The following is a 20,424-nucleotide window of genomic DNA, read 5'->3' as shown; positions in this document are numbered from 1 at the left end:
GCGGGGTGGGGCGCGACCCGGGGGGAAGGCCCGCGCCGTGGGGATGACAGGACACAGGGCGGGGTGCATGGATTTTCGGCGGCGCGCGGTTATAAGGCGACGCGCAAGGAGACACGCCAAGACCATGGAAAGCACCCAGCCTCAGAACCCCGTCGCCCCCGCCGCCGCCCAGGTGGACCCCCGCACCCCCGTGCGCCTCACCGCCGCGGCCGTGCAGCAGGTGAAGGCCGTGATGGCCCAGCAGAACTTCGAGGGCTACTTCTTCTCCATCCGCGTGGTGCCCGCCGGCTGCAGCGGCCTGGGATACGACCTGAACCTCGTGAAGGAGGCCAAGGCCAACGATCACGTCTGGGAGCAGGAGGGCGTGCGCATCACCACGGACGCGCTCAGCAGCAAGTACCTGCTCGGCACCGAGGTGGACTTCGTCTCCGGCGTCACCGGCTCCGGCTTCAAGTTCATCAACCCGAACGCGAAGCAGTCCTGCGGCTGCGGCACGTCGTTCAGCACCTAGCCTCACCCAGCACCGGGTCGCACCCCGCGCGCCTCGGGCAGGAGCCACGGCTCCTGCCCTCGAGGCGCCGGCCTACTTGATCAGCGCCGAGGCGGGGAACACGCGCTGCCAGTTGTGGCTCTCGCTCTTGCGCGCGATGCGCTCGCTGCGCCGCGACTCCGCCTCCGTCGCCGCGCTGCGCTCCGCGTCGGTCTCGAGCCGCAGCGGCGGCACCGGCATCTTGCCGCCATCCTTGTTGATCGCCACGAAGGTGAGCAGCGCGCTGGTGGCCATGTGGCGCTCGCCGGTGAGCGGGTTCTCCGCCGTCACGGTGACGCCCACCTCCATCGACGTGCGGAACGCGGCGATCACCCGCCCGTGCAGCGTCACGATCCAGCCGATCTTGATGGGCGCGTGGAAGTGCAGGTCGTCCATCGAGGCGGTCACCACCGTCTGACGGCAGTGGCGCTGGGCGGCCACCGCCGCGCAGATGTCGATCCACTCCATCACCCGCCCGCCGAACGCCGCATTCACCGGGTTCGCGTCCGAGGGGAGGATCATCTGGGTCATCGTCACTTCGGAGTCGCGCGGGCTCTTGGCCAGCGGCGGGGCGGCTGCGGTCACGGGGTCACCTGTGTTCAAGGTTTGGAGGAGCGGCGCCGGGGCGCCTGTTCGCCAGCGTATGCATACACGGGACTGAAGATCCGTCACGGCTTCGTTGGTTGCGCCCACACGCAAAATCTCCGTACAAACCGCGGACACGCCGCGTCACCCCCCAGGAGCTCTCCCCATGGCCACGCCCTCCCTCGCCCCGATGCCCGCGCCCACCGCCGAAGAGCTGCTCAAGCGGGTGGACTCCATGGGCCCCGGGGACCTGGACGCGCTGCCCTTCGGCATGATCCAGCTGGATCGCACGGGCCGCATCCTCAAGTTCAACCGCACCGAGGCGAACCTGGCGCGCATCAACCAGGAGCGCCAGCTGGGCCGCAACTTCTTCGACGACGTGGCCCCCTGCACGAAGGTGCGCGAGTTCTACGGCCGCTTCCAGGAGGGGCTGGAGAAGCGCAGCCTCTACGAGACCTTCGGCTTCGTCTTCAAGTTCGACCACGGCTGGCGCAACGTGGCGATCACCATGATGTACAGCGAGAAGACCGACTCGGTCTGGGTGCTGGTCTCGCAGACCTCGGTCACCCAGCCCCCGCGCTAGGCGCGAGCGCGCCTTTAGCGGGCCGCGTCCAGCACGCGGCGCAGCAGGTCCGGGCGGTCGGTCATCACGCCGCCCACGCCCTCGGCCACCAGCTGGCGCATCTCGGCCTCGTCGTCCACGGTCCACACGTTGACCCACTTGCCCAGCGCGCGCACGGCCGCGAGGAAGGGCGGGTCGATGAGCCGCACGCCGCCGAAGTACAGCGGCATGTCCAGCACGTGGTAGCGCGGCTCCTCGGGGGGCGGTTCTCCCGACTTGAGCCCCATCACCAGCGCGGTGAGCGCGTCGCGCGGGTAGAAGTGGCAGGCCTCGGGCAGGGCGCGCGCGAGCCGCTCGCCCACCGCGTCCAGCTCGCTGCCCACGCACACCCGGTCCACGGCGCCCTCTGCGCGCAGCAGCCGCGCGAGCACGTCCTCGATGCCCGCCACGTCCGGCTTCGCCTCCACGTTGAGGCGCATGCCGGGGAAGGCGCGCAGCACCTCGCGCAGCGTGGGCAGGCGCACGTCCTGGCCGCGGAAGGGGAAGCGCTGCCCGTCCGGCGTGAAGTGGTAGCCCGCGTCCAGCTGCTGCAGCTGCGCGAGCGTGCGCTCCGCGAGCGGCCCCTCGCCGTCCGTGCAGCGCTCGAGCGTGGGGTCGTGGCTCACCACCAGCTCTCCGTCGCGGCTCAGGTGCACGTCCAGCTCGAGCATGTCCGTGCGGTAGCGCTCCACCGCCTGGCGGAAGGCCGGCAGCGTGTTCTCGGGCGCGAGCAGCGCGCCGCCGCGGTGGGCGATGTGCAGCGTGGGGCACTGGCCCTGGAGGTTCTGGAGGCTCTGGAGGTAGGGAGGGGGAGAGGCCATGGGGTGAACCCTAGTAGGTGAGGCCATGTGGGTGGGGGTGGGTAGAGTGCCTCCACTGCAAGTGCACCCCTCGAGCGCTCCGGGTACGACCCCTTGGGAGTCCGCGGACTTGGCCGAGCCGAGCCCTCTCCCACGCCGGGTAGCCAGGTGGGCGGGTTGAACCTTGAGTGTAATTAACGTGCTGAAATTCCAAGGTTTTCCCCACACTGCAGCGGATTGAAAACGTCAGACCGGGCCCGTAGAGTCGACGGCGTTCCCATGGCGCGCGCGACGAAAAAGAGCCTCGAGCAGAGCCCCCCGCGGGGCTCGAAGAAGAGCCCAGTGAGGAAGCGAGCCTACGCCCCCGCAGGGCGCACGGCCCGCCAGCTTCCGACGGCCCCCGAGCCCAACCGCCTGCTCAAGGTGTGGCGGCGCGTGCTGGAGCGGCGCCTGCGCACCCGGCTGCGCGGCAGCGTGGCGGTGGAGGTGCACGACAACACGCACACCATGCTCACCTTCCAGCGCCGGCGCGGGCAGTGGCGGCTGCGGCTGCACCACATGTTCCTCGCCGCGCCGGACGAGGTCATCGGCGCGCTCGCGGACTTCGTGCGCGACGCGGACCCCACGGCGAGCGCGCTGCTGGACCGCTACATCGAGCGCAACAAGGCCTACATCCGGCGCGTGACCCCGGCGCAGCTGCGCAAGCGGCTGCGGCTGGACCCGGCCGGGCGCCACCACGATCTCGCGCGCATCTTCGAGCGCCTCAACGAGCGCTACTTCGAGAACCGCATCAACGCCGCCATCACCTACGGGCCCGCGCCCAAGGTGAAGGGGCCGCGCAAGAGCATCAAGATGGGCTCCTACTCGGCGGACTCGCGCGTCATCCGCATCCACCCGGCGCTGGATCAGCCCCTGGTGCCCCGCTACTTCGTGGAGTGGATCGTCTTCCACGAGATGCTGCACCACATCTACAAGATCCGCCGCGGCGAGAGCGGCCGGCGCTGCGTGCACCCGCCCGAGTTCATGGAGCACGAGCGCCGCTTCCACGACTACCGGCGCGCCCAGGCCTGGGAGGACGAGAACCTGGACCTGCTGCTGCGCGCGCGGCCCGCGGCCTAGGGCTCACCGCCTCCGCACCAGCCAGCTCTGGCCCGCGTGGGCGGCGATGACCAGGTCGCCGCCCACCAGCCGCTCGCCGAACACGCGCGAGGGGTGCACCCCGCGCACGAGGAAGTGGTCGTACGCCGCCCCCTCGCGCTCGGGCACGAAGGCCTCTGGGTGCCACTCCGAGGGGAAGGTGGGTGGCGGCACGCCCCGGTACTTGAGCGGCGAGTGCGGCGTGAGCGCGAAGCTGAAGTTCGCGACCCCGCCGCGCGCCCGCGCGAGCACCGCCGCCGCGTGCAGGTAGACCGGGAAGCGCACCTCGCGCGAGCTCCAGTCGTAGACCAGCCCCATCACCCGCGGCCGCGGCGCGGTGGCCGCCACCAGCGCGTCCAGCTCCGAGGCCTCGCGCGAGAAGCGCAGGAAGCCCGTGCCCAGCACCAGCGCGAGCAGGAGCGCGCAGCCCGCCGCGAGCCCCAGCAGCGCCCGGCGCAGGCCCCGCGAGTGCACGGCCGGGAGCGCCGCCACCGCGAGCGCCGCGGCGAGGTGCGCGAAGCGCGTGTTGAGGTAGTACATGTACCCGCGGATGTCGAAGGGCAGCAGGAAGTAGAGCGCGAGCGCGATGGCGAGCAGCCCCAGGGGCCGCGCCGCCTCGAGCGCGCCCTCGCGCGGAGCCCCCGTGCCCCGGCGCGCGCTCTCCACCGCCCACGCCCCCAGCGCGAGCAGCGCCACCGCGCCTACGGCCCACACCGGCAGCCGGTCGCTGCCGTCGCGCAGGAGGTTTCCCAGCACCCGCGGCAGCTCGTCGAGGTTCTGCGCGAAGGGCTTGTAGGCGAGGTTCTGGGGACTGAGCATCGGGCCCCACGCCTTCCAGGGCACCCCGGGCTCCACCTCCGCGGGCGCCCCCAGCCGCAGGCCCACCCACAGCAGGAAGAGCAGCACGCCGGGCACCACGCCCACGAGCGCGGGCACGCGCGCAGGCCACCAGCGCTCGCCCGCGGGCGTGCGCGTGGTGAGCAGCAGCCAGGGCAGGGCGAGCGCGAGGAAGGCGAAGGCCTGCACGTGGAAGAGCAGCACCACCACCAGCGCGAGCCCCATCCCCACGGCCCACGCGCGCCTGCGCGCCGCGTCCGTCACGCTGCGCACGAAGAGCCCCGCGCACAGCAGCGCGAGCGGCAGCGCGGCCAGGTAGTTCACGAAGCCCCACCCGAAGCTGTCCCCGTAGGCGAAGGGCAGGGCGAGCAGGCTCGGCCAGCGGGGGCGGCCCAGCGCGCGCAGGAGGAAGGCGAGCGCGAGCGGCAGCCCGGCGACGTAGAGCGAGAGGAAGAGCCGGTTGGCGAGCTCCAGCGGCAGCACCCAGTTGAGCGCGCTCACCGCGTAGTAGTAGCCGAGGTAGGGGGTGAGCTCCCCGCGGGTGGTGAGCAGCTGCGGGTAGAGCGTGGTGGGGTCGTCCAGCCGGTGCAGCGCCGAGATGAGGTGCAGGTGCTGCGGCAGGTCCACCATGGGCAGGTGGGCGCCCACCCACAGGGGCAGCACCCCGAGCGCGAGCCCCAGCGCATAGAGGAAGCGCACATCGACGAGGCGGGAGGCGACGGCGCGGGCGTCGAGCTGGCGGTGAATACGCGCGGGTGCTGGGCGGTCAGGCAAGGCGGGGACCCCGTTCGGGGCGGGGACTCTACGCGGCCGGCGCCGCTCCGTGTGGGATGTTGGCTGGCTGCTGATCGGCCGGCCGGCCCCGCTGGTCCGGTGCGCCGGTCTGCGCTATAGCGGGACCCCGAAGGCTCGAAGGCTCGTGAGGTCGTGATGATGCGCAAGGGAACGTTCGGTGCGGTGCTGCTGGTCGCCTCGCTAGTGGGGGTGCCGGGTGCGGCGCGCGCGTGCGAGAAGGGCAAGCCCTGCCACTGCGCCCACGCCGAGGCGAAGCCGGCCCCGGCCGCGGCCCAGGCCACGACAGAACAGCAGCAGGCGCACGACGCGCTCGTGAAGGCAGGCCAGAAGCTGCTCGCGGCCAAGTGCAGCTGCGGGAGCAAGGGCGACTGCACCTGCAAGAAGGGCCAGTGCCAGTGCGCCAAGTGTGGCGGCCGCCACGAGGGGCGCGCCGGCATGGTCGAGGCGCTGGAGGGCCAGAGCGGGGGCCAGGCGCTGGACGCCGACGTCCGCTACGACGCCTCCGCCGGCGTGCTGCTCTAGGCCCGCAGGGCCCCGCCGCTACTGCTTCGGACGGCGCGGGGCGCCGGCGGCACCCGGCAGGTCCGCGCTCACCAGCACGGGCCAGCCGCGCGCCATCGCCTCGCGGAAGAAGCCGGCGAGCTCGCGGCGCGCCTGGTTCACCGAGCCGAGGAAGGGGTCGATGAGCGACTCCTCGCCGAGGCTGCGGTTCGCGTTGAGCTCCACGGGCTGCCCGCAGCGCTCGCAGCGGATGGACACCTGGCGCACCAGCGCCACCGGCACCGCGTAGCGCGCGCCGCACTCCTGGCACTTCCACACCAGCGCGCGCTCACCCGCCTCGCGCTGCGCGAGCGACTCCAGCTCGTCCGCGAGGCGCAGCAGCGCGGGCAGGTCCTGCGGCGGCTGGGCGAAGACGGCCGAGGGGCCGTAGCCCGCCCCCGGCGTGCCGAGGGAGGGCGGACGGTCTCCCTGCAGCAGCGTGCGCAGCCGGTCGCGCGCGCGCAGGTCGCGGAAGGCAGCGCCCGCGAGCGCCCGCTCCACCGCCTCGTGCAAGGGCGGAAGGTCGGGCTCGAGGCTCTCCTCGAGCGCGAGCGTCGGGGTTTGCTCCGTAAGCTGATGGCCGGGGATGGAGAAGAATCGGAAGCCCACGGGGTTTCTTTGGCACCCCACCTGCGGGGGCGCAAGGCGCGAATCACCCCGAGTGCTGGTGCCCCGACAGTCGCCCGCAGCGCCGCCTCAGGACCATTCGAGCATGCGCTGCAGGGGGGCGCGCGCCGCCAGCTGCAGGTCCGGGGGCAGGAGCAGCTCCGGGGTGCGGTCCTTCATGCACCGGTAGAGCTTCTCCAGCGTGTTGAGGCGCATGTAGGGGCACTCGTTGCACGCGCAGCCGTTGTCCGGCGGCGCGGGGATGAAGGTCTTGTCCGGCGCGCCGCGCTTCATCTGGTGGAGGATGCCCGCCTCCGTCACCACGATGAACTTCTGCTTCGGGCTCGCCACCACGTGGTCCAGGAGCGCCTTCGTGCTGCCGATGAAGTCCGCGTGCGCGAGCACCGCCTGCTCGCACTCGGGGTGGGCCACCACCTCCGCGTCCGGGTGCTCCACCTTGAGCTGCACCAGCTTCTTCTCGCTGAACAGCTCGTGCACGATGCAGCTGCCCGGCCACAGCACCATGTCGCGGCCCGTCTGCTTCATCACGTGGCGGCCCAGGTGCTGGTCCGGCGCGAAGAGGATGGGCTGCCCCGCGGGCACCTGGTTCACGATCTTCACCGCGTTGGACGAGGTGCAGATGACGTCGCTCATCGCCTTCACGGCGGCCGAGCTGTTCACGTAGCTCACCACGAAGTGGCCCGGGTGCTTCTCCTTGAAGGCCTTGAAGGCGGCCGGCGGGCAGCGGTCCGAGAGCGAGCAGCCCGCCTTGAGGTCCGGCAGGAGCACCTGCTTGCCCGGGTTCAGGATCTTCGCGGTCTCCGCCATGAAGTGCACGCCGCAGAAGACGATGACGTCCGCCTTCGTGCGCGCCGCCGCCTGGGCGAGCGCGAGGCTGTCGCCGACGAAGTCCGCGAGATCCTGGATCTCGCTCTCCTGGTAGTAGTGCGCCAGGATGACCGCGTTCATCTCCTGCTTGAGCCTCTGGATCTCGCTCTCGAAGTCCACTGCGGCCGCCATTCCGGTCTCCCTCGCACGCCTGCTGTGCCTGACGCCTCTGCAGTCCCTTGTAACCGGCGGGAATCACGGAGGCCAGGGCCACGGAGGAAAGGGGTTGGCAGGGATGTAAGCGTGGGGAATTCGCGGTTATAAGACGGCGCTCGCTCCCCCGCGCGCGCCCCACCCATGCTCGAGCCCACCCCCCAGACCCCGCTGCCTGGCCCGGCGCCGTCCCGGCAGGCCTCGGCCCAGGCGCCCGAGGTGAGCACGCGGCTGCTGCGCGGGGTGCTGCTGTACTTCACCAGCACCTACGGGCGCCGCCGCCTGGTGCAGGTGTGGGAGCGCGAGCGGCTCGCGCTGCCGCTCGCGTACGTGGAGGCGGCGCAGCACTACGTGTCCGTCGCCTTCGTCGAGCGGCTGCTCGAGGTGCTCACCGAGGCCTCGGCGGACCCCGAGTTCGTGGAGAAGGCGGGCCGGCGCATCGCGCTGGCCGAGGCGGTGGGCCTCTTCAGCCAGCTCCTGCGCGCGCTCGCGAGCCCCCGCGCCGCGTTCCGCCGCGCGGTGGAGCTGGGCGCGAGCTACAGCCGCGTGGGGGTGATGCGCATCGAGCAGCTGGGCGGCCAGGAGATGCGCGTGTCGCACACCAGCTGGGTGCGCGAGCGCCAGCGGCTGCTGTGCCGCGCGCGCATGGCCACGCTCACCGCGGTGCCCACGCTGTGGGGCAGGCCCGCCGCCCAGGTGCGCGAGCTGCGCTGCCAGGTGCAGGGCGCGCCCGCCTGCGAGTACCACGTGCGCTGGGAGGAGCGCACCCAGGCGGCCTGGCGCGAGCCGCTGCTGGGCGCGCTGGGCGGGGCGCTCGCGGGGCTCGGCGCGCAGGCGCTGCAGCTCGCGCCGCTCTCCTTCGCCCTGCCCACGCTCGCCACCACCGGTGCGCTGCTGGGCGCGTGGCTGCGCGCCTGGTCGGGGCTGCGCATGCGCGACCGCCGCCTGCTCGAGCAGCAGGACGGGCTCGTGCGCTCGGTGCAGGACCTGCAGCAGCGCAACGAGGAGATCTTCACCGAGAACGTGCTGCTCGAGGAGCGCGTGGCCCAGCGCACCCTGCAGCTCACCGAGGCCAACGCGCAGCTGCAGGAGGCGCTCGCCCGCGAGCAGGAGCAGTACCGGCGCCGCAGCGAGTTCTTCGACAACCTCAGCCACGAGCTGCGCACGCCCCTCACGCTCATCCTGCTCACCGTGGAGACGGTGCTCGAGGAGAGCAGCGCCTCCCTGCCCGCGCCGGTGCGCCAGCACCTGCAGACCCTGGACCGCAGCGCCGCGCGCCTGCTCGGCGTCATCAACAACCTGTTGGATCTCGCGCGCATCGAGAGCGGCAAGGCGAAGCTGCGCTACCAGCCGGTGGAGATGCGCTCGCTGCTCGCGTCCCTGCTGCTGCCGTTCCGCGTGGTGGCCGAGCAGAAGCGCCTCAGCCTCGCGCTGGTGGGCGAGGCGGTGGCGCCGGTGGAGGTGGACCCGGCGAAGATGGAGAGCGTCTTCCAGAACCTCGTCTCCAACGCGCTCAAGTTCACCCAGAAGGGCGGGGTGTGCGTGCGCGTGAGCGAGGACGCGGCGAGCGTGCAGATGGAGGTGAGCGACACCGGGCCCGGCGTCTCCGAGCAGCTCCTGCCCGTGCTCTTCGACCGCTTCGCGCTCGCCGAGAGCGGCGCGAGCCTGCGCTACAAGAGCACCGGCATCGGGCTCGCGCTGGTGAAGGAGACGCTGGAGCTGCACCAGGGCCACATCGAGGTGGCGAGCACCCCGGGCGAGGGCACCACCTTCCGCGTGCGCCTGCCCAAGGGCACCGCCCACGTGCGCGAGGAGCTGCGCGAGGCGCCCTATCCGGCGCGGCGCACGCCCCTGGAGATGCCCGCCTTCGGCGAGCCGGAGCTGCCCGCCTCGGCCACCGCCTGGGGGCTCGCCGCCCACGCGGTGGACGCGCCGGGCGAGGAGCCCGCGCGAGACCTGCGGCCCGCGGACGGCGCGCGCTCGCTGCTGCTGGTGGAGGACGACGTGGAGATGCGCCGCTTCCTCTCCAGCATCCTGCGCCAGCACTACCACGTGGTGGAGGCGCAGGACGGCGCCCAGGGCCTGCTGCTCGCGCAGAGCGAGCGGCCCACGCTCATCGTCTCGGACGTGATGATGCCGGTGATGTCCGGCCTCGAGATGCTGCAGCGGCTGCGCAGCGCGCCCGAGACGGCGGACATCCCGGTCATCCTGCTCACCGCGCGCCAGGAGGTGGAGGCGCGCGTGAGCGGGCTCTCGGTGGGCGCGAACGACTACCTGGGCAAGCCCTTCAGCTCCCGCGAGCTGCTCGCCCGCATCGACGTGCAGCTGCGCCTGCGCGACGCGGCGGTGCGCGCCGCGCAGAACGAGCGGCTCGCGGCCACCGGCATGCTCACCAGCGGCTTCGCCCACGAGGTGCGCAACCCGCTCAACGGCCTCATCAACGCGCTGGGCCCCCTGCGCGAGAGCCTCGAGCCCGGCGGAGACCCGGCCGTGGCCGGGCAGATGCTCGGGCTCATCGAGGACTGCGGCGAGCGCATCCACCACCTCGCCGAGGCGCTGCTGCAGTTCGTGCGCAGCGGGGATGGCCCGGGCCCCCTGGACCTCGGCGAGCTGCTCGACTCCACCCTGCACATGCTCGGCTGGAAGCTGCCGCCGGACATCACCGTGGAGCGCCGCTACGACTTCCGCGGCCCCATCGTGGGGGACGGCGGCGAGCTGAACCAGGTGTGGACCAACCTGCTGGACAACGCGCTGCGCGCGATGAACGGGCGCGGCCGCCTCACGCTGCACACGCTGCGCGAGGGCAACGAGGCCGTGGTGCGCATCAAGGACACCGGCGAGGGCATCGCCCCGGACGTGCTGCGCCGCCTCTTCGAGCCCTTCTTCTCCACCCGGCCCGCGGGGCAGGGCACCGGCCTCGGGCTCGCGCTCAGCCGCCGCATCCTGCGCCGCTACGGTGGGCGCATCAGCCTGCGCAGCGAGCCGGGGCAGGGCACCGAGTGCGAGGTGCGCCTGCCGCTCTCGCGCACTGCGGGTGAATGGGCCGAGGCCGCCAGCGCCAATGACGCCGAGCCCGTCTGGCCCGGCGAGCCCTGAGGCCCGAAGCTCGCTGCACGGCGCTGACGCTCTGCGGCATGCCGAGCGCTCGCTCTGGCCGCACGCCAGAGGCCGGAAAGTCGGCCCCGCGCACGCCCGGTATGGGCATGTCGGCAGGTCGTTGGATCTGCTAGAAAGCCCTGCGGGACTTTTCCGTCAGACAAGGACTCCAGCGAATGCACACTGCCGCCGTCGCCCCGGCTGCCGCGACTCCGGTCGCAGCCCCGAAGGGTCACCCCAAGGGGCTGTACCTGCTGTTCCTCACCGAGATGTGGGAGCGCATGAGCTACTACGGCATGCGCGGCCTGCTGGTGCTCTTCCTCACGGACAAGGTGCACGGCTGGTCCTGGTCCACCGGCGACGCGCTCGCGCTCTACGGCACGTACACGGGCCTCGTGTACCTCACGCCGATTGCGGGCGGGTACATCGCGGACAACCTCATCGGGCAGCGCAAGGCGGTGGTGTTCGGCGGCGTGCTGATGATGATCGGCCACCTGCTGCTGGCGCTCCCGGGGCAGACCATCTTCTACACGGGCCTCGGGTTCCTGATCGCGGGCAACGGCTTCTTCAAGCCCAACATCTCCACCATGGTGGGTGGCCTCTACGCCCCCGGTGACGGCCGCCGCGACGGCGCCTTCACCATCTTCTACATGGGCATCAACCTGGGCGCGGTGCTCGGCAACTTCGTGTGCGGCACCCTCGGCGAGAAGGTGGGCTGGCACTGGGGCTTCGGCTCCGCGGGTGTGGGCATGGGGCTCGGCCTGCTGGGCTTCCTCGCGTTCTCGCGCGGCCTGCTGGGCAAGGTGGGGCTCGCGCCGGAGATCAACGAGAAGCAGCGCCGCGAGGCCTGGCAGAAGGTGGGCGTGTACGCCGTGGCGACCGCGGTCGCGACCGGCGTCTTCTACGCGCTCGCGCAGCTCCCTGCGCTGGCGGACTCCACGCTGGTGCGCATGCTGATCGCCGCCGTCGTGTTCGCGGTGCTCGCGCGCGTGGGCGGGACGATGCTGCGCAAGAGCCACCACGAGACGGCCGCCGAGGCGGGCGCGCTCACCCGTCAGGAGAAGGACCGCGTCATCGCGATCCTCATCATCGCGGTGTTCGTCGTCATCTTCTGGATGGGCTTCGAGCAGGCCGGCGGCCTGATGAACCTCTACACGGACTCCAAGGTGGACCGCGGCATGTTCGGCTGGGAGGTCCCCACCACCTGGTTCCAGAACTTCAACTCCTTCTTCATCGTCACGCTCGCGCCTCTGTTCGCGATGATGTGGACCCGCCTCGCCGCGAAGGGCAAGGACCCCAACGTGGTGGTGAAGATGGCGCTGGGCCTCATCTTCATGGGCCTGGGCTTCCTCTTCATGGTGGGCGCCGCGCGCGAGAGCGCGGTGATGACCAAGGCCGCGGCCTGGTGGGTGATCATGGCCTACCTCTTCCACACCGTGGGCGAGCTGTGCCTCAGCCCCGTGGGCCTCTCCATGGTGACCAAGGTCGCCCCGCCGCGCATGGTGTCCGCGATGATGGGCGTGTGGTTCCTCTCCAACGCGCTCGCGAACAAGCTGTCCGGCGTGGTGGGCGGCTACAGCGAGAAGCTGGGCGAGCTCGGCGTGTTCACCATGCTGGTGGCGGTGGGCGTGGTGGGCGGCGGCCTGCTCTGGGTGCTCTCCGGCAAGGTGAAGGCGCTCATGCACGGCACGGACGAGAACCGCGCCATCCCGCTCCCGCAGCAGCCCACGGAGCTGGACCAGACGCGCCAGAGCACCAGCAAGACGGCGATGAGCTAGGTCCACGCTCGCGTGGGTTTCCCGAGGGCCCGCAGGCACGCTCCCGTGCCTCCGGGCCCTCTGTCTTTCCGGCGCTCAGCGCGTGCGCAGGTGGCGCAGCGTGCCGGGCTCGTCGCCGGGGCGCAGGTAGCGCAGGCCGCAGCGCTCCATCACGCGAAGCGACGCCACGTTGCCCGGAGTGGTCTCGGCCGCCACGTGGTTCACCTCGGGGTGGGCGAAGGCCCAGGCGATGAGCGCCTCCACCGCCTCCTGCGCGTAGCCCTGGCGCTGGTGCGCCTCGAGCACCGAGTAGCCCACCTCCACCTCGCCGCCGGGGCTCGGGGGGCCCTTGAAGCCGCCGGCGCCCACCAGCACGCGCCCCTCGCGCCGCACCCAGTACCAGCTCCACCAGCCGCTCTGCTCGGGGTGGCGCGCGAGCATGTCCGCGAAGAAGGCCTGCGCGCCGGCGTCCAGCTCGCCCGGAGGCCACGCGCGGGAGACCTCCACGCCCAGCGCTGCGCCGAGCGCCGCGGGCCCCGAGAGCTCCACGTGCGTGAGCTCCCGGGTCGCCGGGATCAGCTCGAGGCGCTCGGTGAGCAGCGGCGAGGGCGTCCTCACGCGGGCCGCGCCTGGGTGCCGGCCGCCTCGCGCCCGTCCGTGGGCACGGGGGTGCCACCGCCCTGGTAGTAGTCGCGCACCTTGAACTTGCGCGCCACGAGCCAGAGCATCAGGCCCGCGAGCAGCGCGAGCGTGCCGTAGAAGAAGAACTGGCTCGGGCCCTTGAACGCGTCGATGCGGGCGATGAAGGCCACGAAGATGTTCGCGAGCGCGGTGGCCATCAGCCACAGGGACTGCACCACGCTCTTCATCTCGCGCGGCGCCTGCGTGTACGCGAACTCCAGGCCCGTGGTGGAGACCAAAATCTCCGCCACCGTCAGCACCGCGTAGGGCAGCACCATCCACGCGATGTTCAGCACCTGGCCCGCGTCCATGCGGATCTGGAACAGCCCCGCGATGGCGTAGCTCGCCGCGCACAGCACCATGCCCAGCGGCATGCGCCGCAGCGGCGTGAGCTCCCAGCCGGTCCGCTTCACCAGCGGGTACACCCCGAGCGTGAGCAGCGGGATGAGCAGCATCACCAGGGCCGGGTTGATGATCTGGATCTGGCTGGGCTGGAAGGTGAAGGGCCCCACGTGCGGGTCCATCACCTTGGCCTGCAGCACCAGCGTGGAGGCCTTCTGGTCGAAGATCATCCAGAAGAACATCACGGGGATGAAGAGCAGCACCAGGCGCAGCACCGCCTTGCTGCCCTCCACCGCGAGCTCCGGGTGCTCCGCGCGCGCCGCATCCAGCCAGTGCGAGCCCGGGGCCTTCTTCCCGCGCCCGCGCAGCGCGGAGCCCACCACGCGCAGGAACGAGTGCGGGTCGTGGCGCGTGGGCGGCACGACGACGTAGTGCCGGCGCCCCGCCCAGAAGATGATCGTGGCCAGGAGCATCAGGACGCCCGGGATGCCGAACGCCACCGCGGGGCCCCACTTCGCGAGCACCGCCGGGATGAACAGCGCCGCGAAGAAGGAGCCGAGGTTGATGCTCCAGTAGAAGACCGAGAACACCTTGTTGATGAGGTGCTTGTTCGCCTCGGTGAACTGGTCGCCCACCATGGCCGCCACGCAGGGCTTGATGCCGCCGGAGCCCACCGCGATGAGCAGGAGCCCCAGGTAGAAGCCCGTGGGCACGTCCTCGAAGAAGGCGAGGCAGGCGTGCCCGAGGCAGTACACGAGGCTCAGCCAGAAGATGACCTTGAACTTGCCGAAGACCCGGTCCGCGAGCCACCCGCCCACCAGCGGGAACCAGTACACGCCGAACATGAAGAGGTGGAAGTGGCTCTTCGCGATCGCCGCCCGGTCCTCGCCCGGCCCCACGGTCTCGCGCAGCAGGTAGTCCGCGAGGAAGATCGTGAGCACGGCGCGCATGCCGTAGAAGCTGAAGCGCTCGCAGGCCTCGTTCCCGATGATGAAGGGAATCTGGGGCGGGAAGCGGTCGGTGCGCGCGTCAGCGCGGGGTGCAGCAGCGGCCATGGGGAGGGGGAACTCCGGTACGGAAGGGTAGGACCTGGAAAAAGCGGCCCCCTACCTTACGGGAAAGTTCCCCCTCTGCCACCCACGCCGCGTGCGGCTTGCGCGCCTTCCTACGACGCGGCGCGCTGTGCGGGGCGCTCGCCGCCCGAGCCGGGCACCGCCTCGAGCCGGCGGCCCACGCGCGCCTTGCGCGCCTTGGACAGCACGTGCTTCAGGTAGCGCCCGGTGTGGCTCTCCGGCACCTCGGCCACCTGCTCCGGGGTGCCCTCGGCCAGGAGCAGGCCGCCGCCCGCGCCGCCCTCGGGCCCCAGGTCGATGACCCAGTCCGCGCTCTTGATGACGTCCAGGTTGTGCTCGATGACGAGCACGCTGTTGCCCGCGTCCACCAGCCGGTTGAGCACGAGCAAGAGCTTGCGGATGTCCTCGAAGTGCAGGCCCGTGGTGGGCTCGTCGAGGATGTACAGCGTGCGCCCGGTGGCCACCTTGCACAGCTCGCGCGCGAGCTTGATGCGCTGCGCCTCGCCGCCCGACAGCGTGGGGCTGCTCTGGCCGAGCCGGATGTAGCCCAGGCCCACGTCGTCCAGGGTCTGCAGCACGCGCATGATGTCGCGGTGCGCGCCGAAGTGCAGCATCGCCTCGCGCACGCTCATCTCGAGCACCTCGGCGATGTTCTTGCCCTTGTAGCGCACGCGCAGGGTCGCCTCGTTGAAGCGCTTGCCCTCGCACACCTCGCAGGGCACGTACACGTCCGCGAGGAAGTGCATCTCCACCAGCTTCACGCCGTCACCCTGGCAGGCCTCGCAGCGCCCGCCCTTGATGTTGAAGCTGAAGCGGCCGCTCGTGTAGCCGAAGGCGCGCGCCTCGGGGGTGAGCGCGAACACCTCGCGGATGGCGTCGAACACCTTGGTGTAGGTGGCCGGGTTGCTGCGCGGGGTGCGCCCGATGGGCCGCTGGTCGATGTCGATCACCTTGTCCAGGTGCTCCACGCCGGTGAGGCTCGCGTGCTTGCCCGGGATCTCGCGGCTCTCGTAGAGGTGGCGCGCGAGGGCAGGGAAGAGGATCTCGTTGATGAGGGTGGACTTCCCCGCGCCGGACACGCCCGTCACCGCGAGGAAGGTCTGCAGCGGCAGGTCCACGCTCACGTTCTTGAGGTTGTTCTCGCGCGCGCCCTTGATGCTGATGAACTGCTTGCCGGGCTTGCGCCGCTGCGGGGGCACCTCGATCTCGAGCCGCCCGCTGAGGTACCCGCCGGTGAGGCTCTTCGTGTCCTTCATCAGCTGGGCCGGGGTGCCCTGCGCCACGACCTCGCCGCCCAGCTCCCCTGCGCCGGGGCCGAAGTCCACGATGTAGTCCGCGTCCTCCATCGTCTCCTCGTCGTGCTCCACGACGATGACGCTGTTGCCCAGGTCGCGCAGCTTCTTGAGCGTGGTGAGCAGCTTGCCGTTGTCGCGCTGGTGCAGCCCGATGCTCGGCTCATCCAGGATGTAGATGACGCCGGTGAGCTCCGAGCCCATCTGGCTCGCGAGCCGGATGCGCTGGCTCTCGCCGCCGGACAGGGTGGAGGCGGTGCGGTCCAGCGTGAGGTAGTTGAGCCCCACGTCCACGAGGAAGCCCAGGCGGCTGCGGATCTCCTTGAGAAGCTCGCTCGCGATCTTCTGCTCGTTCGCGCTCAGCTGCATGCCGCCGAGGAACGCGAGCGCGTCCGAGATGGTGTTGCGCGCGAGCTCCACCAGCGTGCGCCCGTGCACCTTCACCGCCCGGCTCTCGGGCTTGAGGCGCTCGCCCTTGCAGGCAGGGCAGGGCTTGTCGCTGAAGAACTTCTGGTAGTAGGTGCGCATCGCCTCGGACGTGGTCGTCTTGAAGCTGCGCATCAGCTTGGGCACCAGGCCCTCCCACTCCATCTTGTAGCGGCCGCCCTCGCCCCACTTGACGGTGAAGGTCTTGCCCGAGCTGCCGTTCATCAGCAGGTCCCGCTCGCGCGCGCTCAGCTTCTCGTACGGGGTGTCGAGGTCGATCTTGAAGGCGGCGGCGAGGCTGTCCACGAAGTCCGCCGTCCAGCCCTCGCCGCGGTTCATGCCGCTCGCCCACGGCTCGATGGCGCCGTCGCGGATGCTGCGCGTGGGGTCCGGCACGATGAGGTCCGGGTCCATCTCGGCGCGCGTGCCCAGGCCGCTGCACTCCGGGCACATGCCCAGCGGGTTGTTGAAGGAGAAGGCCGCGGGGGTGAGCTCGCCGAAGGAGAGGCCGCAGTGGTGGCAGGCGTTGAGCTCGCTCATCACGCGGTCGCTCGCGGGCGCGCCGGTCTCGTCCGTGACGATGAGGGTGCCCTTGCCCTCCTTGAGCGCCGTCTCCACCGAGTCCGTCAGGCGGTTGCGCACGTCCGGCTTGAGCACGAGCCGGTCGATGATGAGCGCGATGTCGTGCTTGCTCTTCTTGTCGAGCTCGATCTTCTCCTCGAGGCTCTTCACCTTGCCGTCGATGCGCGCGCGGCTGAAGCCCCGCTTGGCGGCCTCGGTGATGAGATCCTTGTGCTCGCCCTTGCGGTTGCTCACGATCGGCGCGAGCACCATCGCCTTGGTGCCGGCGGGGCTCTTGAGGATCTCGTCCACGATCTGCTGCGCGCTCTGGCGGCCCACCTTGCGCCCGCAGTTGTGGCAGTGCTGCACGCCGATGGAGGCGTAGAGCACGCGCAGGTAGTCGTGCACCTCGGTGACCGTGCCCACCGTGGAGCGCGGGTTGTTGCTCGCCGCCTTCTGCTCGATGGAGATGGTGGGGGAGAGCCCGCGCAGGGTGTCGTACTTGGGCTTCTCCATCTGCCCGAGGAACTGCCGCGCGTAGGCCGACAGGCTCTCCACGTAGCGGCGCTGGCCCTCCGCGTACAGCGTGTCGAAGGCGAGCGAGCTCTTGCCGGACCCCGAGACGCCGCTGAAGACCACCAGCTTCTTCTTGGGGATCTCCAGGGAGACGTTCTTGAGGTTGTGCTCCTTGGCACCGCGAATGGAGATGTAGTCGGGCTCGGACATGGAGTGTGTGTGTACCACTGAAAGGGCGGTCAGGTGCGGACGAAGAGAAAATCCGCGCCTTAGGTGCAGGGGAACGCGCGGTGTTTCAACGTGAATCCCTGCGCCGGCCCCTGGGCAGGCGGGCGGGGAGGCGCGCGCTGGGGCGCAGGGCGCGGATGGTGTACACGGCGCGGGCCATGTCCCCTGCCGCCCTCCCTCCGCGCCTGCGCGGCACCCCGATGCTGGTGCTCTCCAGCCTCATCTTCGCGCTGATGGCCTTCTGCGCGCGCCTGACGGCCGGGCGCATCGGGACCGGGCAGCTGGTGTGCGCCCGCTTCCTGATGGGGCTCGCCTTCCTCGCGGTCTACTTCGGGGGGCGGCGGCAGCGCCCGCGCTTCGGACGGCCCTGGCTGTGGGCGGCGCGGGGGCTCTTCGGCGGGGCGGCGGTGTTCCTCTACTTCCTCGCCATCGACCGGCTCGCGGTGGGCCCCGCCACGCTGCTCAACTGCCTCTGGCCGCTGTGGGCCGCGCTGTTCAGCCTCGTCTTCCTGCGCGAGCGCGTGAGCTCGCACCTGGGCGCGGGGCTCGTGCTCACCACCGTGGGCGCAGGCCTGGTCATCTGGAGCACGGTGCGCACGGGCGTGGCGCTCACGGTGGGCCTGGGGGCCTGGGCGGGCATCGCCTCGGCGGTGCTCAGCGGCGCGGCCGTCACCGTGGTCCGCGCGCTGCGCAGCGACACGGATGCGCCCACCGTGTTCCTCTCCTTCAACCTCTTCGGCTTCCTCTTCGCGCTGCCCTTCGCGCCCGTGGGGTGGCAGCCGCTCGACTGGAGCCTCCTCTGGCCGGTGCTCGGCGTGGGGGTGACCAGCGTGGTGGCGCAGATGCTGCTGACGTATGCGCTGGGCTTCGTGAGCACGGCCACCGGCGGCGTCGCCACGCAGCTCACGCCGGCCTTCAGCTGGCTGCTGGGCGCGCTCCTGCTCGGAGAGCCCATCCTGCCGCTCGCGCTGGTGGGGGCGCTGGTGTGCATGGGGGGCGTGCTCTGGGGGACGGGCGTGCACCTGCGCCTCTTCGCAGCGGCGCCGGCGCCCGCGGGTCCTGATCCGGCGGACCCGTAGCTTTCCGGGGGTGCGCGTCACTTTCTGGCCGCTGGGGCCACGCGGGGCTCGACAGGGCGGTGTGGGCGCGCTTGAGTCGGTGGCCGATGCCACGGGACTCGCTGCTCATCGCCGCGGTCGGAGACATTCACGGGCGGTTCCACCGGGTGGAGACCTGGCTGGAGGCCCTGGAGGCAGCGCACGGCCGGCCGGTGGACGCCGTGCTGGCGGTGGGAGACGTGGAGGCCTTCCGCCGCGCGGACGACCACCGCCGCAAGGCCGCCAAGCGCGCGATGCCCGCCGAGTTCGCCGAGTACGCGGACGGCAGCCGCCGGGTGCGCCGGCCGCTCTACTTCATCGGCGGCAACAACGAGGACTTCGAGGCGCTGCACGATGCGCCCGGAGGCTTCGAGCTCGCGCCGGACGTGCACTACCTCGGCCGCGCGGGCCTGCGTGAGCTGCTGGGCCTGCGCGTGGCCTACCTCTCGGGCATCCACGCCCCGCGCTTCTTCGAGCAGCCGCTGCTGCGCCCGCGCACGCTCGACACCTCGAAGCAGGCCGGCTACTTCCGTCAGGCCGAGGTGGAGCGCGTTTCGGGCCTGCGCGACGTGGACCTGCTGCTCGTGCACGAGTGGCCGCGGGGACTCGTGCCGCGGCTGCGCGAGGGAGAGCTTCCGCCCGGAGGCCGCCCGCTGCCCTCCTCGTGGGTGGGCAACCCCATCACGCGCAAGGTGATCGAGGCGGTGCGCCCGCAGTGGGTGCTGTGCGGCCACTCGCACCGCGCCTTCGCGGCCACGGTGGGCGGCGGCGCGCACCCGCTCACCCGCATCGCCTGCCTGGACCAGGCCGCGCGGCCCGACGAGTCGCTGCTCTGGATGGAGTGGGAGGGCCGCTCGCCCGTGCGCGCCGGGTGGGGCACCTCCGCCTCGCCCGCGTGGGAGGCCCCCGGCCGCTGGAGCCTCGAGTCGCTGCCCGTGCGCGGGCAGGACGCCGCCGCGGACGCCGAGTCTCCGGGGATGGCCTAGAAGCGGCCGGAGAGCGCGAGGCTGCCCGGGCCCGCCGAGAGGTTCAGCTGCGCACCCTGCGCCGCCGCGCCCGGCGCCTGCGAGAGGCGAGGGTGCAGCAGCAGCGGGATGCCCACGCCGAAGGCCGCGCCCACCACGGCGCCGGTGGCCACGTCGGTGAGGTAGTGCTTGCTCGCGGCCATGCGCAAGAGCGGCACGGTCGCCGCGATGGGCAGCCCCACCGCCCAGATGTAGCCCGCGTGCTCGTAGCCGCGCAGCTCGGCCACCGTGCCCACGCTGGTGACGAGCGCGAAGGCGAAGCTGCTGTGTCCGCTGTAGAAGGAGAGGTTGTTGTCCTCGGGCTTGTCGGTGAGGGGGCGCTCGGAGGCCGGCAGCTCGTGCACGAAGGGCCGCTCGCGTCCCGCGATGAACTTCACCGCCTGGTTCGTCAGCGCCGAGAAGAGCACCGCCTGGGCCACCATCGTCGCGTCCTGCGCCAGCTCGGTGCCGCTCGCGCCGCTGCCGCGGGCCGCGTACAGGCCGGTGCCGAAGGTCCCCGCGGGCAGCACGCCCAGCGTCACGACGTTGCTCCAGGTCCGCGCGTTCTTCTGCGCCTGCGCGCTGCCGGCGATGCCCCGGCCCCAGCGGTCCAGCGCGTTGAGGGTGTCCTCGCCGGCCGCGTTGCGGTCGCACCAGCGGCAGGGCTCCGGGGCGAGCTCGTCCTTGAAGAACTCGCTCGTCAGAAGCAGCGCCGCGGCCCCGCCCGTGAGGCCCAGGTCGCGCGCCCAGTCGAAGCGCAGCGGCTGCACCCGCGGGGCGTCCGAGGCGTGGGGGGCAGGGGGCAGGGCCTCGCGGGGCACCGGAGCGCCGGACGCAGCGAGCGTGGAGGCGACCAGCAGCAGGGGAATCATCATGGGGC

Annotated in this window: 17 protein-coding genes; 8 read left to right on the top strand and 9 right to left on the bottom strand. The window is 71.6% G+C overall.

What is annotated here, in order from left to right; genetic code table 11:
• Window positions 1-124 precede the first annotated feature (124 nt).
• Window positions 125-511: an iron-sulfur cluster assembly accessory protein gene (locus FGE12_RS03750; RefSeq protein ID WP_153864752.1), complete on the top strand. Its 387-nt coding sequence runs from the start codon at window positions 125-127 to the stop codon at window positions 509-511.
• A gap of 72 nt (window positions 512-583) precedes the next feature.
• On the opposite strand, the gene FGE12_RS03745 is transcribed toward FGE12_RS03750, so the two are convergent.
• The gene (locus FGE12_RS03745; protein ID WP_153864896.1) at window positions 584-1,060 is read right to left on the bottom strand and encodes an acyl-CoA thioesterase; all 477 of its coding nucleotides are present in this window, start codon (window positions 1,058-1,060) and stop codon (window positions 584-586) included.
• A 220-nt stretch (window positions 1,061-1,280) separates the two neighbouring features.
• On the opposite strand from FGE12_RS03745, the gene FGE12_RS03740 reads away from it, so the two are divergent.
• The gene (locus FGE12_RS03740) at window positions 1,281-1,697 is read left to right on the top strand and encodes a PAS domain-containing protein (RefSeq protein ID WP_153864751.1); all 417 of its coding nucleotides are present in this window, start codon (window positions 1,281-1,283) and stop codon (window positions 1,695-1,697) included.
• A 14-nt stretch (window positions 1,698-1,711) separates the two neighbouring features.
• Here FGE12_RS03740 and FGE12_RS03735 read toward each other — a convergent pair whose 3' ends face one another.
• On the bottom strand, window positions 1,712-2,536 hold the full coding sequence (locus FGE12_RS03735) for a glycerophosphodiester phosphodiesterase (protein WP_153864750.1): 825 nt from the start codon (window positions 2,534-2,536) through the stop codon (window positions 1,712-1,714).
• 321 nt (window positions 2,537-2,857) lie between these two features.
• Between FGE12_RS03735 and FGE12_RS03730 the strand changes: the two genes are divergently transcribed.
• The gene (locus FGE12_RS03730) at window positions 2,858-3,634 is read left to right on the top strand and encodes a hypothetical protein (RefSeq protein ID WP_370458872.1); all 777 of its coding nucleotides are present in this window, start codon (window positions 2,858-2,860) and stop codon (window positions 3,632-3,634) included.
• Between the two features lie 3 nt (window positions 3,635-3,637).
• On the opposite strand, the gene FGE12_RS03725 is transcribed toward FGE12_RS03730, so the two are convergent.
• Entirely contained in the window at window positions 3,638-5,188 is a 1,551-nt protein-coding gene (locus tag FGE12_RS03725; RefSeq protein WP_194797543.1) for a hypothetical protein, read from the bottom strand.
• A 231-nt stretch (window positions 5,189-5,419) separates the two neighbouring features.
• On the opposite strand from FGE12_RS03725, the gene FGE12_RS03720 reads away from it, so the two are divergent.
• Complete coding sequence (locus tag FGE12_RS03720; protein ID WP_153864749.1) at window positions 5,420-5,806, top strand: metallothionein; 387 nt, start codon at window positions 5,420-5,422, stop codon at window positions 5,804-5,806.
• An 18-nt stretch (window positions 5,807-5,824) separates the two neighbouring features.
• Here the strand turns inward: FGE12_RS03720 and FGE12_RS03715 are convergent, their stop codons facing one another.
• On the bottom strand, window positions 5,825-6,433 hold the full coding sequence (locus FGE12_RS03715; protein ID WP_194797542.1) for a hypothetical protein: 609 nt from the start codon (window positions 6,431-6,433) through the stop codon (window positions 5,825-5,827).
• An 87-nt stretch (window positions 6,434-6,520) separates the two neighbouring features.
• A complete protein-coding gene (nadA, locus tag FGE12_RS03710) occupies window positions 6,521-7,450 on the bottom strand; it encodes a quinolinate synthase NadA (protein WP_153864748.1) in 930 nt (309 codons plus the stop codon).
• 165 nt (window positions 7,451-7,615) lie between these two features.
• Between nadA and FGE12_RS03705 the strand changes: the two genes are divergently transcribed.
• Entirely contained in the window at window positions 7,616-10,567 is a 2,952-nt protein-coding gene (locus tag FGE12_RS03705; RefSeq protein WP_153864747.1) for an ATP-binding protein, read from the top strand.
• A gap of 176 nt (window positions 10,568-10,743) precedes the next feature.
• Window positions 10,744-12,345, top strand: coding sequence for a peptide MFS transporter (locus FGE12_RS03700; protein WP_153864746.1), 1,602 nt, complete (start codon window positions 10,744-10,746; stop codon window positions 12,343-12,345).
• A gap of 75 nt (window positions 12,346-12,420) precedes the next feature.
• Here the strand turns inward: FGE12_RS03700 and FGE12_RS03695 are convergent, their stop codons facing one another.
• The 3 genes from FGE12_RS03695 to uvrA form a co-directional block, all read right to left on the bottom strand.
• Complete coding sequence (locus FGE12_RS03695; RefSeq protein WP_194797541.1) at window positions 12,421-12,942, bottom strand: GNAT family N-acetyltransferase; 522 nt, start codon at window positions 12,940-12,942, stop codon at window positions 12,421-12,423.
• Entirely contained in the window at window positions 12,939-14,402 is a 1,464-nt protein-coding gene (locus FGE12_RS03690; RefSeq protein WP_153864744.1) for a POT family MFS transporter, read from the bottom strand. The genes FGE12_RS03695 and FGE12_RS03690 overlap by 4 nt, the downstream gene beginning before the upstream one ends.
• Before the next feature lie 110 nt (window positions 14,403-14,512).
• Complete coding sequence (gene uvrA, locus FGE12_RS03685) at window positions 14,513-17,425, bottom strand: excinuclease ABC subunit UvrA (protein ID WP_153864743.1); 2,913 nt, start codon at window positions 17,423-17,425, stop codon at window positions 14,513-14,515.
• A gap of 176 nt (window positions 17,426-17,601) precedes the next feature.
• On the opposite strand from uvrA, the gene FGE12_RS03680 reads away from it, so the two are divergent.
• Together FGE12_RS03680 and FGE12_RS03675 are read left to right on the top strand one after the other, a co-directional pair.
• Window positions 17,602-18,522, top strand: coding sequence for a DMT family transporter (locus tag FGE12_RS03680; RefSeq protein ID WP_153864742.1), 921 nt, complete (start codon window positions 17,602-17,604; stop codon window positions 18,520-18,522).
• Between the two features lie 86 nt (window positions 18,523-18,608).
• Window positions 18,609-19,526 (top strand): metallophosphoesterase, encoded by a 918-nt coding sequence (locus FGE12_RS03675; protein WP_153864741.1) that lies wholly within the window; start codon window positions 18,609-18,611, stop codon window positions 19,524-19,526.
• On the opposite strand, the gene FGE12_RS03670 is transcribed toward FGE12_RS03675, so the two are convergent.
• A complete protein-coding gene (locus FGE12_RS03670; protein ID WP_153864740.1) occupies window positions 19,523-20,419 on the bottom strand; it encodes a phosphatase PAP2 family protein in 897 nt (298 codons plus the stop codon). The two genes, FGE12_RS03675 and FGE12_RS03670, sit on opposite strands and share 4 nt — an antisense overlap.
• Window positions 20,420-20,424 lie beyond the last annotated feature (5 nt).

The organism is Aggregicoccus sp. 17bor-14 (assembly GCF_009659535.1).
Lineage (GTDB): Bacteria > Myxococcota > Myxococcia > Myxococcales > Myxococcaceae > Aggregicoccus.
Note: the sequence above shows the minus strand (reverse complement) of the source record. Positions and strands in the feature narration are given on the sequence as shown.